Here is a 14,203-nt window from a genome sequence, read left to right as displayed (position 1 = left end):
TGAATCCCGAGTTTCAGCCCAATCCGAGCTCGCGGACCCGGGTGGCATGGGTCTCCTGCAGGCGCCCGAAGAACTCGGTCATCTTGGTCAGCCCATCCCCGCTGGACATCACCAGATCGACCAGATCGTCACGCTCGGCCAGCACGAATTGCGCCTGGGTGATGGCCTCCCCCAACAGCCGGCGCGACCACAGTGCCAACCGGTGACGCTGGCGGTCGCTGGACCGGACCGCGGCCTGCACCTCGGCGACAACGAACTGCGAGTGGCCGGTCTCCGAGAGCACCGCACGCACGACATCGCCGGCGTCAGCGGGCAGCGAGTCGGCGATCTCCAAATAGAAATCGGCCGCCAAGGCGTCGCCGATGTAGGTCTTGACCAACGCCTCCAGCCAGGTGCTCGGGGTGGTCAGGCGGTGATAATTCTCAAGGGCCGGTGCGTATTTCGTCATCGCCGAGACGACGTCGACACCGCGACGCGCCAAGGCGTCACCGAGCACATCGAAGTGACCCATCTCGGCGGCGGCCATACGCGCCAGGTTGATCCGGCCAGCCAGATTCGGCGCCATCCGGGCTTCTTCGGTCAACCGGTAGAACGCCGCAACCTCGCCATAGGCCAGCAGCGCGAACAGCTCGGTGACGCCGGGATGCTCATCAACCGCTGCCGGATTTACCGGATCTGCCGTCTGTTCAGGCTCAGCGTGGGACGTCGAAGGCATGGGCACAACTGTAGACCGCAACGGCAATGGCGACCGATCGACGAACCGACCAGCTACAATAGTGGCTGGCTGCGGCCAGTTCAGTGAAGTTTGTTGCTACCGGCCGCGACCGTAGATATGTGCGTGCACGTGTTGGGCCGTCTACCGCCGCGACCTCAGCGGCCGGCGATTCAGTTGGAGAATCGCCCCCAAGACCCCAGTGCTTTTTCGTCAGACTCGTGCGCGCGTGAACTAACTGCGAGCATTGACTCCGATGACTTTGGAAGGCATCCACACCCCACCATGACCGCACTAACAACCAAGACCACAACCGAAAAAACATTCGCTGACCTCGGCGTTCGCGAGGAGATAGTGCGTGCCCTCGCCGAAGACGGCAAGCACAGCCCGTTCGCCATCCAGGAACTGACCATGCCGTTGGCGCTGGCCGGCGACGACCTGATCGGTCAGGCCCGCACCGGCATGGGCAAGACCCTGGCCTTCGGCGTACCGCTGCTGAACCGGGTCTCCACCGATCAGACCCGCCCGCTGACCGGTACCCCCCGCGCCCTGATCGTCGTCCCGACCCGCGAGCTGTGCATCCAGGTGCATAGCGACCTGCTGATAGCCAGCAAATATTTGACCGCCGACGACCGCAAATTCAGCGTCGAGGCCATCTACGGCGGCCGTCCGTACGAGCCTCAGATCGAGTCCCTGCGCAAGGGCGTCGACGTCGTCGTCGGCACCCCGGGCCGGCTTCTCGACCTGGCCCAGCAGGGTCATCTGCAGCTCGGCGGGCTTTCCGTCCTGGTTCTCGACGAAGCCGACGAGATGCTGGACCTGGGCTTCCTACCCGACATCGAGCGAATCCTGCGGCTGACCCCGGATTCGCGCCAGGCAATGCTGTTCTCGGCGACCATGCCGGACCCGATCATCACCCTGGCCCGGACCTTCATGAACCAGCCGACGCACATCCGCGCCGAGGACCCGCACGCCAACGCCACCCACGAGTCCACCGAGCAGTTCGTGTACCGCGCCCACGCGCTGGACAAGGTCGAGACGGTCAGCCGGATCCTGCAGGCCACCGGCCGCGGCGCCACCATGATCTTCACCCGGACCAAGCGCACTGCGCAGAAGGTGGCCGACGAACTGGCCGAGCGTGGCTTCAAGGTCGGCGCGGTCCACGGCGACCTGGGCCAGATCGCTCGCGAGAAGGCCCTCAAGTCCTTCCGCGAAGGCACTGTCGACGTGCTGGTTGCCACCGACGTCGCGGCCCGTGGCATCGATATCGACGACATCACCCACGTCATCAACTTCCAGATCCCCGATGACGAGCAGGCCTACGTACACCGCATCGGACGTACCGGGCGTGCCGGCAAGACGGGTATCGCCGTCACCCTGGTCGACTGGGACGAGCTGGATCGCTGGTCGATGATCAACCGTGCACTGGGCCTGGACTGCCCCGACCCGGCCGAGACGTACTCGCGCTCCCCGCACCTGTACGAGGAGCTGAACATCCCCACCGATGTCACCGGTTCGGTGGGCACTTCGCGGGCCAAGCCCGCCAAGAAGTCCGTCGACCCCGAGGTCAAGCGCGAGTCCAGCACCGACAAGGACCGCCCGGCCCGTGCCCGCAGCCGGTCGCGTCGTCGCACCCGCGCCGGTGAGATGGCGACTGGCCACGTCGAAGGCACCGACGTCGCGTCCGTCGAAGCGCTGGCCACCGACGCAGCCGACGAGGCCGCCACCGGCGAGGCCGCACCCGCGGCTCGACGTCGGCGACGTCGTCCGCGCAAGGCCGCCCCGGCGGCAGCGGCCGAGTAGCACACGCACCGCACCCGATGGTCAAACCGGAACAACGCACCAAGACCGATCTGATCGCCGCTGCGGCCATTGTGATGGCCGTGGCATTGGGCGCCACGCTGATCTGGTGGAACAGCGACGCCCGCGCGACCACCAGCCGGCCCGCCGAACGCCTCGTCCCGCAGTTGCACTCGGCGCGATCGGCACCGACTGCACTGCACGAGCTGTGGCACGAAGCGAGCGTCAAGACCACCCAACCGGTGGTTGTCGGCGGCGTAGTTGTCACCGGTGACGGGCGTCAGATCGACGGCCGCGAACCAGCCACCGGCAAGTCGCTGTGGAGCTTCTCGCGAGGCAAGGATCTGTGCGGGGTCACCTCCGTGTACCAGTACGCGGTCGCGGCCTACCCCGATGAGCGCGGCTGCGGTCAGATCAGCACCGTCGATGCCATCTCGGGCCGTCGCGGACCGGCGCGCACCGCGCTGGCCGACGAGGAAGTGAAGCTGTCCACCGACGGCAGCACGGTGTTGTCCTACGGCGACAGTCGCCTCGAGCAGTGGCGGTCGGACATGGTCCGGATGATCAGCTACGGCTATCTGGACGCCCCGATCAAGCCGGGTGTGCCGGCCTCTCCCCTGTGCCGACTGGTGTCGGCCGCCGCCAGCCCGGCCTCGGTCGCGGTGATGGAGGCCTGCCCGAAGAAATCCGACATGCAGCTGACGTTGCTCAAGCCGGCCAAAGAAGAGGACCAACCCGATATCAAGCGGGTGTCCCAGCCCGGCGTCAGTGTGGATTCCGATGCCCAGGTGATCGCGGTGTCCGACACCAAGGTCGCGGTATACGTGCCGACCCCGCGCCCGGCGGTGAACGTCGTCGACGAGACCGGATCGACGGTGGCCAGCACCGCACTGCCCCGTCCGGCGACACCGGTGACCGCGATGACCCGGGCCGGTGACCTGGTCACCTGGTACACCGGCGACAGCGTGGTGGTGCTGGATGCCGACAGCCTGCACTACAAGTACACCGTCAGCCCGCAGGGCAACCAGGCGCCGATCGGGCCGGCCACCGTGATGGCTGGTCAGCTACTGGTACCGGTCACCAGCGGCTACGACACCTTCGACGCACAGACCGGAGCCCCCCGGGCGCACATCGCCCTGTCTCGCCCGCCGCTGAACGGTGCGGTGATGCCGGCCGTCGCGGGATCGACGATCCTGGAGCAGCGCGGCAGTCAACTCGTCGCGTTGGGCCAGTGATTTGCACCGTTAGGGGCGGTAGGTGGTGTTCAGCGAGATGGATTTCTCGGCGCGGGGATACCAACCTTGGCTCGCGTGCTGGCTGGTGTGCAGATAGCACTGGACCCGCACGTCGCGGCTCCCCGGAGTAAACGTGAGCACCCTGCTGATCGGCAACGTGGTGATCGGCATGTGATGACGGCTCAGCGATGCCACGTTGAGAAACCAAGTTCCCCAGCGCTTTTCGATGTGAGTCTTGCCCCCGTGATGGTCGTCGGGGTTGGTGTGGGTGTGCCCGCCGATCCACAGCTGCACGCGTCCTGGATGTGCGGCCAGGAAGGTCTCGAACGCGCCTGAATCAGGTTCGCCGTCCACCCAATACAAGTAGGAGGCCGCGTTCGGCGTGCCCTGCTCGAACGGCCGGTGATAGTGCTCGAGCAGTCGGCCGTCGCCGCCTCGCTGCACTCCTTCCCATTCCCCGGAAGCCACGGTGGTGTCCTTGAGCACGTAATGGTGAACCGTGATGATGATGTCGTCCGGATGACTGAGCACCATCTGCTTCCACCACCGGAAGGTCTCGCCGGTGACGACACCACCGGGATTTCCCCCGAGGGTTCCCCGTCCCACGGTCTGACTGGGCTCGTTGCGGTCACTGAGCATGAGGAACAACAGATTTCCCGTGCGGAACGCGTAGTGCGACCACTGCCCCACCACCGGGTACGGCCGCGCGCCGGAATCCACACCGGAGAATGCCGGGTGCTGTCCCAGTGGGTCGATCCACTTCTGCCACCACCAGGCCTCTGGTTCATCGAGCCCGCTGCGGTCGTGATTGCCGCACACGCTGTAGACGTCTTCGCGACGGTGCTTGCGCAAGGTGGCGAACTGACGCCGGATCTCCAGGCCCTCGGCGTCGTCGGGCAGTTTGTGGTGTGCGCCGGACATGTCTCCGGCATCGACGGCGATGTCCCAGTCGAACGCCGGGCCACCCTCGGTGCCCCCGAACTCCGACTGCGAAAACGCCTCGGACAGGCTGTCACGCCCATGCTGCTTGTCGGTTCCGACGTGCGCGTCCCCGAAGGCCCACACCCGAAAGGGCTTGTGCGGGCTCACCGTTCGGTGGTCTCCAGCAGGCCCCAACGCAGCCGGATGCGTCGGTCGGCGAAACCGAACACCGCATCGACGACGACCCCGATCGCCAGGATCACCATCATGATCGCCATCGCCGAAGGCATGTCGCTGAGATTCTGGGCATTCTCCAGCAGCACCCCGATGGACGCGGTGTTGGTGACCAGGACCACCAGCTCGCCGGCCATCAGGCTCCGCCAGGCAAAAGCCCAACCCTGGCGAAGTCCGCTGACGAACATGGGCAGTGAAGCCGGCAGGACGACGTGGCGATACAACGCCACCGACCGCAGTCCCATGTTGTCCGCTGCCCGCAACAGCAACGGCGAAATATGGTCTGCCCCAGCGATAACGCCGATCGCGACCGACGGGGCCGCACCGATCACGATGACGAACAGGATGGCCGAATTGTGCAGACCGAAGAAGATGATGGCGAACGGGAACCAGGCAATGGCAGGCATGGTCTGCAGACCGGTGATGATCGGTCCAAAAGCATTTCGCAGCAATACTTTTCGGGATATCACCGCGCCAGCGACGGCGCCGATGATCACCGCCAGGCCGAAACCGGTGATCGCCCGGCCCATGGTGGTCGCGATCGCATCCCACAACAGTGGATCGGCGAGCTGCTGCCATAGGTTCGCCGCTACCGTGGCCGGGCTGGGCAGGACAAACGAGGGCTTCCAGCCACTGAAATAGAGCAGTTGCCACGCACCGACGACGAGAACCACGGCGAGAGACTTGGCGCCCAACGACGCCAACGCGCCGCGCAGTCCTCGTGCGGCTCGCCACGAAGCGGCTGTGGTGTCGACCCGAAAGTCCGGCGCGGCGAGGTCACCGACGACCATCGTGAGCACCTCCTTGAATATGCAGACGGGCAGTGATGCGGGCGGCGAGTTCGGCCACCTCGGCAGTGTCGATGGCACGTGGGCGTGCGGCGGCGATCGGGAACTCTTCGACGACGCGGCCCGGGCGAGCGCTGAGCACCACGACCCGGTCCGCGAGGCGGACCGCTTCGCGGACATTGTGGGTCACGAAAATGACAGTGAGACCACGCTTTTCAACGATCCGCTCAAGTTCCTCGTGCAGACGATCTCGGGTCATCGCATCCAATGCTGCGAAAGGTTCGTCCATCAGCAGCACATCGGAGTCCTGAGCCAGGGCCCGCGCCAGCGCGACACGCTGGCGCATCCCGCCGGAAAGCTGGTGCGGACGCGCGTCCGCGAAGTCGGCCAGGCCCACGGTCACCAGCAGGCGACCGGCCTCCGCGACCCTCTGCTTGCGGGCCACACCTCGCGCCCGCAATGCCAACTCGATGTTTCCGCGCGCGGTCAACCAAGGAAAGAGCGCCGGTTCCTGAAACATCAGCGCGACGCGCCGCCCGCGGATGTTCAGTTCGCCGCCCGACGGTCGCTCGAGCCCGGCGATCAAGTTGAGCAGAGTGCTCTTACCGCATCCCGAAGTTCCTACGATGCTGACGAATTCGCCGATCCCGACCGTCAGCGACACCGGATCGAGTGCGGTGATCACCCCGGCGCTGGTTCGATACCGCTTGGTGACGGCGTCGAGCGATACCGCGGGCTCGGCGACCGTCGAAGGCACCGGCGTCATGAGGAGCTGACCGTGTCCGCTGGGTGAACTCACGGCGCGATCTCGGGTTGGCCCGATGCGGAAAGCACCCGGTTGAGTGGGCCCGGGTCGAACAGGCCGGTGATGTCGAGGGGTTTGAGCAGCCCGATCGCGACGGCCTTGTTGACCTGGCCACGTAGCGAGGACATGCCGGGGTCGTTGGTGAACCTGGTCTCCTGGAACGAAGCGCTGAGCACATCGGCGTCCAGTCCCTTGCCGAGCGCGTCGGCCAATGCGCGGTTGGCCGATTTCGCGGCCCCGGCCGGATCCCGGGCGATCTTGTTGTTGGCTTCGACTTGACCGGCGACCAACGCCGACACCACGTCGGGATGCGCGGCGAGGAAGTCCTGCCGCACCACGAGCACGGCGATCGTGTTCGGGTCCGTCCACAGCCGAACACCGCCGGCCTTGATCATCTGCACATCGAACGGCGCGGAGTCGATGGCACCGGCTATCTGGTTGGTCAGGAACTGCTGAACAATTGCCGATTCAGGGTTGGTCGGCTTGACCGAGACATCTCCGCCGCCCTGAGTGTTGGTCTTCAACCCGTTGTGCGCCAACCAATCCCGGACACTGACGTCCTGAGTACCGCCCAGCGCCGGGTCCGCAACGGTCTTGCCTCTGAGATCCTCAGCGGAATGGATGTCGGGTTTGACCACCATGGACGTCCCACCGCTTGCCGAGCCGGAGACGATCTTGATGGCCGTTCCACCGGACTTCTGCCATGCGTTGAACGCCGGATTGGGGCCCACGTAGGCGGCGTCCAGCTGGCCGGAGAGCAGCGCTGTCACCTCTTCGGTGCCCTGACTGAACGGCTGGGCGGTCAGCTTCACCGCCGGTCCGAGTTTCTGCGCGAACAACCCGTCGGCTATCCCGACCAGCGCCGAAGCATGGGTGATACGGGTGAGGTAGCCCAGCCGCAAAGGCGTTGCGGCCGTGGTGGTCGCGGCGAACGGATGCGAGCAGCCGACCAAGGCGACAGCGGCCGCCACGGCGGCGCAAGCCGCAAGGGCCTCGGTGATGAATCGATGAGATGGCACGTTTTTCCTCGGGATTCAGGTCGAGATCGGTCCGATGTCGAAAACGCCGACATGTGTCGGCGGACATCGAAGCGGGAGAAGCGAATTCAGGCGTGGGCGATTGACGCCGGACAGGACGCACAGGTGACACGCTGCAGATCAACATGCAGCCGCCGGGTCAGGTAGAGCCGACGGTGCTTCATCACGGATTCGCTCCGGACCGGGTGACGAACAGTGGACTCGTCCACACCTGGTGACCGTCGAACTGCCGGGCCCGTAGATACGTCGAACTGGTGCCGACGGGAAGGGCAAGGTCGACTTCTCCGGTGACGGTGGCGGGCAATTCCGCCGGTTCGGCGATGCGCTCCAGCCTGATACGCAGGTTCAGGCCGCCCACCTCTGCGTCGCGATAACCGGCGTTCAGCAGTTCGGTTCCGGTGACCGTGAGGTTGGCGGTCAACGCATCCTCGCGGACGGCCGCGTCGATCTCGAAGCGGGCGTCAGCGAGATCGGCAACCCGCACGACGACCCCGATGTCGGCTCCGAACGTGGTGGTACTCCAGTCGACAGTGTCCCCACCGACGTCGATTCGCTGTTCGGGATGAGTTGCGGCCCAAGGTGTTACATCCAATATCGACGACCCGGAGACGCGCAGCCGACCCGACCAAGTTGCCCAGCGGTAGCGGTCACGGTGCCGTGCCCCGCCCCAACGGATACGCACCAGCTGCGAGGACAACCCCACTTCGTCATGCAGGTTGCGGCGAAACAGCAGGCCCGCACTGTCGTAGAGCGCGATTTCGTCCCAGCCGGTAGTCCCGTAAACACCGTACTGTGCACCGAGGTGCGGGGCCGTGGTCTCGATGTCGTCGCCCATCCAATGGTCAGCGCTGCGAAGCAGGGCCACCGCCCGGGCGCCGGTGGTGGCCCAGGTGCGCCGGGCCCGCAGTCCGCGACCGACGTCGATGGCGGTGAGCGCCGGAGCCAGCACACCGGTCAGCCCGCCGAATCCACCGAAGATGTTCGCGCCCGGGGCACCGCCGCCGGGCCGTCCACGATGCTCGTCACTGGCCGCGCTGACGCCGAGACGAAGCCCGCGCGCGAGCGCGTCCTCGTAGAACCACGGGCTGGCTCCCCACGTCGAGTGCACCTCGATCAGCCGTTCCAGCTCCGGGTGGTGCCAGTCCAAGATCGCCCGGCGCCCACCCACGTGCGGAATGAGCAGATACGAATCCGGGTCCTTGTCGTAGGCCGCGTACAACCGGGTGATCGGCCAGGTCTGTGGCGTGGGCCGGGTACTCGCCATCCCACTGTGCCATTCGAGCGATCGCGCGACGGTGGTGTCTTCGCCGAGAAACACCACGTTGTGGTCACCGCCCACACCGGCTGTGCCGCACCACTCGACGCCCGGGAAGCACACGAATTCGCCGTCTGCGGCCACCTCTCGGCATGCCTGCACCACATCGGCCCATGCTTCGTCGGTGATCTGGAAGTCATTGGCGGTATAGCCCAACACATCGAGCGCACCGATATCGCGGCCATACCGCAGATTCCAGTCGGTGTTTCCCGTGCCGACGGTGTCGTTGGAGTGCACGTGCAGGTCGGCGAAATAGGCCCGCGGAGAAGGGAAATCGTCGACGACGTCGACGAGCGTTTCCGTCCTTAGCTGCACGTCACTGCCGGTCTCGGCGACCACCTCGATTCGCCCGCTCACGGCCGGCACCGAGAGGGCCGCGCTGACCCAGCCCGTGGCCGGGGTGTCGGCCCGGGCCACGGTCACTCCGTCCACGACGGCTCGCATCCCGGTCGCGATACCCGAGCAGGTGTTGCCCCACCGGTCCTGCACGTGCGTGCGCAGAACGACGCCCTGCGCGCCGTCACGCACCACCCGGGGTCCGTGCGCGACGACGGTGTACGGCTCACCGGGCACCACGGCGATCTGCAGCCCGCCGGCCCGAGCCATCCGCGAGGTCCCCAGCGGGTCGACGAACAACTGCAGCTCGAAGGCGTCCTCGACAAAGGTTTGGACGCGCGTTCCGGGACCGCCGTATCGCCGATCGCCGAACCGGATTTCGATGACGTCACCCGGCCGCAGGTAGCCGTCGGTCACGTGCACCAGTAATGCCTTCTGGAACGGCCGCTCACCGCCTTTGACGTCATAACGTGTCGTCAGGGTCCGTACGGTGGCCGCGCCGTGTTCCGATGCGCCGCCGTCCAGAGACCGGTGCACCAGCGTCGCCGTGGCGAAATCGCGACCAGCGGGATCGACCGTCTGCAGATCCCAATCGGAGTAGTAGCGAAAGCACAGCTTCAACCAGCCGCTGTCGGCGATGCCCGACGCGCCGACCGTGTAGGTGAACACCACTTCGTCGATATCGCCGGCCACGAGCCGGGAGTGCGAGCAGCGCAACTCCCCGAGAAACGGCATCGCGTCCACCTCAGCGGTGATCTGATCGCGCAGTTGCACATCCGAGCAGTCGTTGGTCAGCAGCGCCGGTTGCGAACGCACGGCGAGGCGTGCAGTCGGCGCATTGCCGATCGCGTTCGCAGACGTTCCCATTGCCACATCATTTCCGCTGACAACCTAGGCGTCCAGTAAATAGATATGATCGAATTAATCGTTGAAAGTGATCAATCGGATGAACCTGCAACAACTGCGCTATGTCGTCGCCCTGGCCGATACGCGCAGTTTCACCAAGGCTGCCGAGGCGATGTTCGTGGTCCAGTCCGCGCTGAGTCAGCAGGTTCGCCGCTTCGAGGATGAACTGGGCATAGCGCTGTTCGACCGGACCACCCGATCGGTGTCACTCACGGCCGCAGGCCAGGCGTTGCTCCCGCTGCTGCAGCGGGTGGTGGCCGGTGTCGAGCAGATCAAGATCGACGCGCAGGCCCTCAGCGGCACGGTTGCCGGCTGGCTCAACGTGGGGATGATGGAAGTCCCGTCGGAGAGTCTCGATGTCGCGACGCTGATGGCAACATTCCACTCGCGGTATCCGGACGTCAGCGTCACCCTGCGCAGCGGCGGCAGCGACGTCCTCGTCGAGGCGGTTCGTGACCGCAAACTCGATGTCGCCGTGGTCGGCTTCAACGCACCACGAGCCGACGATCCCCTCACGTACACCCACCTGTTCACCGAAGCACTGATCGCAGTGCTGCCCGCCGATCATCGGCTCACCGCCGGCGCGACCATCTCGGTGACCGACCTGGCGGCCATGCCGTTCATCGATTTCCCGCCCGGCTACGGTCTGCGCCACGAAACCGAACGTGGTTTCGCCGGAATTCAGCGACGGGTCGCCTTCGAAGTCACGCGTGTCGACGAGGTGATCCACTTCGTCCGCGCGAATCTCGGCGTAGCGCTGTTACCGGAGTCGGTGGCACGCGCTCGCGCCGACCCCACGCTGGCACTGCGCCCGGTTACCGGGGTGGACATGCATCGCCAGGTCCATCTCGTCATGCCGCGACCGGACCTTCGTTCCGCGCCGTGCCGCGCGTTCATCGGTTGCGTCGACGAACACGTCGGGGGCAGCGCCGAACCGGCTCGGTAGCGCCCGGCGTGCGCGCGGTCTCGCCGAAGTCGGCGGCCGAGATCACCCGTCGGGCGTGAAGACCGTGAGTGCCTTGTTCTTCTTCCAGTGCTTGAGCAGCGAGGCCGCCAACTCCCGATAGGCCAACGCGCCCTTGTTCTTTCGGCCCGCCAACACAGACGACCCGGATGCGCTGGCCTCGGCGAAGCGCACTGTCCGCGGAATCGGTGGGCCCAGCACCACCAGGTCGTAACGGTCGGCGACGTCCAGCAGCACGTCGCGGCTGTGCGTGGTGCGGGCGTCGTACAGCGTCGGCAGCGCGCCGAGCATCCGCAGGTCCGGGTTGGTGATCTGCTGGACGTCGTTGACGGTTCGCAGGAACTGCCCCACTCCGCGGTGTGCCAGCGTCTCGCACTGCAGCGGCACGATCACATCGCTGGCTGCGGTCAGGCCGTTGAGCGTCAGCACGCCCAGGGACGGCGGACAGTCGATGATGACCACATCAAAACCGTCGAGCTTGGCCAGCGCCCGTTTCAGGGCGTATTCGCGCCCGGCCCGCATCAAGAGCATGGCCTCGGCCCCGGCCAGGTCGATGTTCGCCGGTAGCAGGGTCATGCCCTCGTCGGTGGTCACCAGCGCAGCGTCCGGTTCGACGTCGCCGAGCAGCACCTCGTGCACCGACACCGGCAACTTGTCCGGGTCCTGGCCAAGCGAGAACGTCAAACACCCCTGAGGATCGAGGTCGACGAGCAGAACCCGTTGTCCCTCCGCAGACAATGCTGCGCCCAGCGATGCCACTGTCGTCGTTTTGGCGACCCCACCCTTTTGATTGGCGACCGCAAGTACCCGCGTCACGGTGTTCATCCTGGCACGTGCTCGAGTCAGTCCGCAGGCCGTGGGGCAGAATCGCGGGCGTGGGTACCCGGGCGGATGGGCTGGCACACCGATTGCTGCTGCTTCGGCACGGCCAAACCGAGTGGTCGAAGCTCGGCCGCCACACCGGCCGCACCGATCTTGACCTGACCGACACCGGCCGCGATCAAGCCCGGCTGGCCGCCGACGCGATCGCCGAACTCAAACTCGAAGACCCCCTGGTCATCAGCAGCCCACGTCATCGCGCGCTGGTCACCGCCGAGCTGGCCGGTCTGCACGTCGCCGAAACCACCGAGCTGCTGGCCGAATGGGACTACGGCGACTACGAGGGCATCACCACCCAACAAATCCGCGAACAGGTGCCCGACTGGCTGGTCTGGACGCACGGCAGCCCCGGCGGCGAGAGCGTCGCCGACGTCACCGTGCGAGCCGACCGTGCCGTCGCCCTTGCCTTGGAGCACCTGGCCGAGCGCGACGTGGTGTTCGTCGGGCACGGCCAGTTCTCGCGGTGCGTCATCGCCCGCTGGATGAAACTGCCGGTGTCCGATGGCATCCGGATCTCAATGGTCGAGGCCTCGATCGCGGTGTGTGGGTTCGAGCACGGTGAGCGTCAGCTGGTCGCGCTCGGGTTGACCGGCCATCCCAACCCGTGCCTGCCGGCGTGACCCCAGTTTTTGCGCTGGCCGGGCCCGACGGCGCGGTGCTGGCCGACGGCCCGGTCCGGCCGTTCTCCGACCTGACCTCCGCGCGGGCCGCGCTGACGCATCACGACGTACCGATCCTATTGGGCGCCTTGCCTTTTGACCTGTCCGGCCCGGTAGCGCTGATGTCCCCCGCCGAAGTCACTTTCACCGACGTGCTGCCGTCCTGGCCACGCACGCCCCTTCCCCGGGTGGAGATTTCGGCGAGCTTGCCATCCGCCGGCGAACACCGTGCCCGGGTCACCGCCGCCATCGAAGCACTGCGCGACCCGGCGGCCGGCCTGCACAAGGTGGTGCTGGCGCGGGCCCTGCAGCTGACCGCCGACGCACCTCTGGACCCCGCGACCCTGATCTCCCGGCTGGCCGAAGATCACTCGGCCACCGTATTTTTCACCGATCTGAGCGCGGCCGGGCCGCCGTACTCCGGATGCGCCCTGGTCGGTGCCAGTCCCGAACTACTGGTGGCCCGCCGCGGTGACGTCGTCACCTGCAAACCATTTGCCGGGTCGGCCCCGCGCGCAGCCGACCCGGATATCGACGCGGCCAATGGTGCCGCACTCGCCGCGTCGGCCAAGAATCGCCACGAACACCAACTGGTCGTCGACATCATGCGCGAGGCACTCGAGCCGTTGTGCTCCGAGCTGCAGATCGCCGACGAACCACAGGTGTCCGCCACCTCGGCGGTGTGGCATCTGAGCACCCCGATCATCGGTAGATTGCGTGAATCATCCACCACGGCACTGGATCTCGCCCTGGCACTACATCCGACCCCGGCCGTCGGCGGGGTCCCCACCGCAGCCGCGGCAACACTCATCAATGAGTTGGAAGGCGACCGCGGCTTCTATGCGGGCGCGGTCGGCTGGTGCAATGCCGACGGCGACGGCCGCTGGGTGGTGTCGATCCGCTGTGGGCAGTTGTCCGCCGACCGGCGCACCGTCGAGGCGCGCTCGGGCGGCGGTATCGTCGCCGAGTCCGATCCCGACGACGAGGTCGCCGAGACCACAACGAAATTCCGAACCATGCTGTCGGCACTGGGAGTAGACCGATGACCGTGAACATCCGGCGGGTCCAGCCCGGCGACGAAGCCGAGATCACCGCAATGATCCATGAGTTGGCCGCATTCGAACGCGCCGCCGACGACTGCATCGTCACCGAAACCCAGATGCACACCGCACTTTTCGGCCCGACTCCGACAGTGTACGGCCATCTGATCGAGGTGGACGGGCAGCCGGCGGCGGTAGCCCTGTGGTTCCTGAACTTCTCCACCTGGGACGGCGTTGCCGGTATCTATTTGGAAGACCTGTTCGTCCGTCCCGACTTCAGGCGCCGCGGCCTGGCCCGAAAGTTGTTGTCCACACTGGCCTCCGAGTGCACCACACGGGGTTATTCGCGGCTGCAGTGGGCGGTGCTCAACTGGAACGTCAACGCCATCGCGCTGTATGAGGAAGTCGGCGGCAAGCCGCAGTCCGAGTGGACCACCTACCGCGTGTCCGGGCCGGAATTGACCGCGTTGGCTCAGGGCTGAGCGGAGCAGAAACCTCCCCCAGTTCAGACGCTTCCCGCCCACCACTTCGACGTCTGCGTAAATTTCTTCCCGAATCCCCCTCAACACGGG

General features: G+C 66.2%; 13 protein-coding genes. 6 read left to right on the top strand and 7 right to left on the bottom strand.

From position 1 onward, the window contains the following. Positions 1-13 precede the first annotated feature (13 nt). Positions 14-715 (bottom strand): ferritin-like fold-containing protein, encoded by a 702-nt coding sequence (locus ABIA30_RS20390; protein ID WP_370068714.1) that lies wholly within the window; start codon positions 713-715, stop codon positions 14-16. Between the two features lie 282 nt (positions 716-997). Between ABIA30_RS20390 and ABIA30_RS20385 the strand changes: the two genes are divergently transcribed. Next, positions 998-2,515, top strand: coding sequence for a DEAD/DEAH box helicase (locus ABIA30_RS20385; RefSeq protein ID WP_370068712.1), 1,518 nt, complete (start codon positions 998-1,000; stop codon positions 2,513-2,515). 17 nt (positions 2,516-2,532) lie between these two features. Beyond that, positions 2,533-3,747 carry a hypothetical protein gene (locus ABIA30_RS20380; RefSeq protein WP_370068710.1) on the top strand — a complete coding sequence of 405 codons (1,215 nt, stop codon included), beginning with the start codon at positions 2,533-2,535 and terminating at the stop codon, positions 3,745-3,747. 9 nt (positions 3,748-3,756) lie between these two features. On the opposite strand, the gene ABIA30_RS20375 is transcribed toward ABIA30_RS20380, so the two are convergent. The 5 genes from ABIA30_RS20375 to ABIA30_RS20355 all read right to left on the bottom strand — a co-directional run bounded on the left by ABIA30_RS20375 (position 3,757) and on the right by ABIA30_RS20355 (position 10,050). After that, a complete protein-coding gene (locus ABIA30_RS20375) occupies positions 3,757-4,836 on the bottom strand; it encodes a metallophosphoesterase (protein ID WP_370068708.1) in 1,080 nt (359 codons plus the stop codon). Next, positions 4,833-5,693, bottom strand: coding sequence for an ABC transporter permease (locus ABIA30_RS20370; protein WP_370068706.1), 861 nt, complete (start codon positions 5,691-5,693; stop codon positions 4,833-4,835). The genes ABIA30_RS20375 and ABIA30_RS20370 overlap by 4 nt, the downstream gene beginning before the upstream one ends. Next, a complete protein-coding gene (locus ABIA30_RS20365) occupies positions 5,680-6,456 on the bottom strand; it encodes an ABC transporter ATP-binding protein (RefSeq protein WP_370068704.1) in 777 nt (258 codons plus the stop codon). Before ABIA30_RS20365 ends, ABIA30_RS20370 begins: the two co-directional genes overlap by 14 nt. Before the next feature lie 29 nt (positions 6,457-6,485). Further along, complete coding sequence (locus ABIA30_RS20360) at positions 6,486-7,514, bottom strand: ABC transporter substrate-binding protein (RefSeq protein WP_370068702.1); 1,029 nt, start codon at positions 7,512-7,514, stop codon at positions 6,486-6,488. A 181-nt stretch (positions 7,515-7,695) separates the two neighbouring features. After that, on the bottom strand, positions 7,696-10,050 hold the full coding sequence (locus tag ABIA30_RS20355; protein ID WP_370068700.1) for a hypothetical protein: 2,355 nt from the start codon (positions 10,048-10,050) through the stop codon (positions 7,696-7,698). A 67-nt stretch (positions 10,051-10,117) separates the two neighbouring features. On the opposite strand from ABIA30_RS20355, the gene ABIA30_RS20350 reads away from it, so the two are divergent. Beyond that, a complete protein-coding gene (locus tag ABIA30_RS20350) occupies positions 10,118-11,035 on the top strand; it encodes a LysR family transcriptional regulator (protein WP_370069040.1) in 918 nt (305 codons plus the stop codon). Between the two features lie 42 nt (positions 11,036-11,077). Here ABIA30_RS20350 and ABIA30_RS20345 read toward each other — a convergent pair whose 3' ends face one another. Then, positions 11,078-11,878 (bottom strand): ParA family protein, encoded by an 801-nt coding sequence (locus tag ABIA30_RS20345; RefSeq protein ID WP_370068698.1) that lies wholly within the window; start codon positions 11,876-11,878, stop codon positions 11,078-11,080. A gap of 50 nt (positions 11,879-11,928) precedes the next feature. On the opposite strand from ABIA30_RS20345, the gene ABIA30_RS20340 reads away from it, so the two are divergent. The 3 genes from ABIA30_RS20340 to ABIA30_RS20330 are packed head-to-tail and all read left to right on the top strand — an operon-like array spanning position 11,929 to position 14,113. Beyond that, the gene (locus tag ABIA30_RS20340) at positions 11,929-12,552 is read left to right on the top strand and encodes an acid phosphatase (protein WP_370068696.1); all 624 of its coding nucleotides are present in this window, start codon (positions 11,929-11,931) and stop codon (positions 12,550-12,552) included. Next, positions 12,549-13,637 (top strand): isochorismate synthase MenF, encoded by a 1,089-nt coding sequence (locus ABIA30_RS20335; protein WP_370068695.1) that lies wholly within the window; start codon positions 12,549-12,551, stop codon positions 13,635-13,637. Before ABIA30_RS20340 ends, ABIA30_RS20335 begins: the two co-directional genes overlap by 4 nt. Beyond that, complete coding sequence (locus ABIA30_RS20330) at positions 13,634-14,113, top strand: N-acetyltransferase family protein (RefSeq protein ID WP_370068694.1); 480 nt, start codon at positions 13,634-13,636, stop codon at positions 14,111-14,113. The genes ABIA30_RS20335 and ABIA30_RS20330 overlap by 4 nt, the downstream gene beginning before the upstream one ends. Positions 14,114-14,203: the final 90 nt, after the last annotated feature.

It is taken from the genome of Mycobacterium sp. MAA66 (assembly GCF_041261665.1).
Classification (GTDB): Bacteria; Actinomycetota; Actinomycetes; order Mycobacteriales; family Mycobacteriaceae; genus Mycobacterium.
The sequence above is the reverse complement of the archived record's forward strand: the minus strand, read 5'-3'. Positions and strand labels throughout refer to the sequence as shown.

Bases quoted from the DNA above. Each gene is read 5' to 3' on its own strand.
- ABIA30_RS20390 (WP_370068714.1), bottom strand. From the start codon at position 715: ATGCCTTCGACGTCCCACGCTGAGCCTGAACAGACGGCAGATCCGGTA.
- ABIA30_RS20385 (WP_370068712.1), top strand. From the start codon at position 998: ATGACCGCACTAACAACCAAGACCACAACCGAAAAAACATTCGCTGAC.
- ABIA30_RS20380 (WP_370068710.1), top strand. From the start codon at position 2,533: ATGGTCAAACCGGAACAACGCACCAAGACCGATCTGATCGCCGCTGCG.
- ABIA30_RS20370 (WP_370068706.1), bottom strand. From the start codon at position 5,693: ATGGTCGTCGGTGACCTCGCCGCGCCGGACTTTCGGGTCGACACCACA.
- ABIA30_RS20365 (WP_370068704.1), bottom strand. From the start codon at position 6,456: ATGACGCCGGTGCCTTCGACGGTCGCCGAGCCCGCGGTATCGCTCGAC.
- ABIA30_RS20355 (WP_370068700.1), bottom strand. From the start codon at position 10,050: ATGGGAACGTCTGCGAACGCGATCGGCAATGCGCCGACTGCACGCCTC.
- ABIA30_RS20345 (WP_370068698.1), bottom strand. From the start codon at position 11,878: ATGAACACCGTGACGCGGGTACTTGCGGTCGCCAATCAAAAGGGTGGG.
- ABIA30_RS20330 (WP_370068694.1), top strand. From the start codon at position 13,634: ATGACCGTGAACATCCGGCGGGTCCAGCCCGGCGACGAAGCCGAGATC.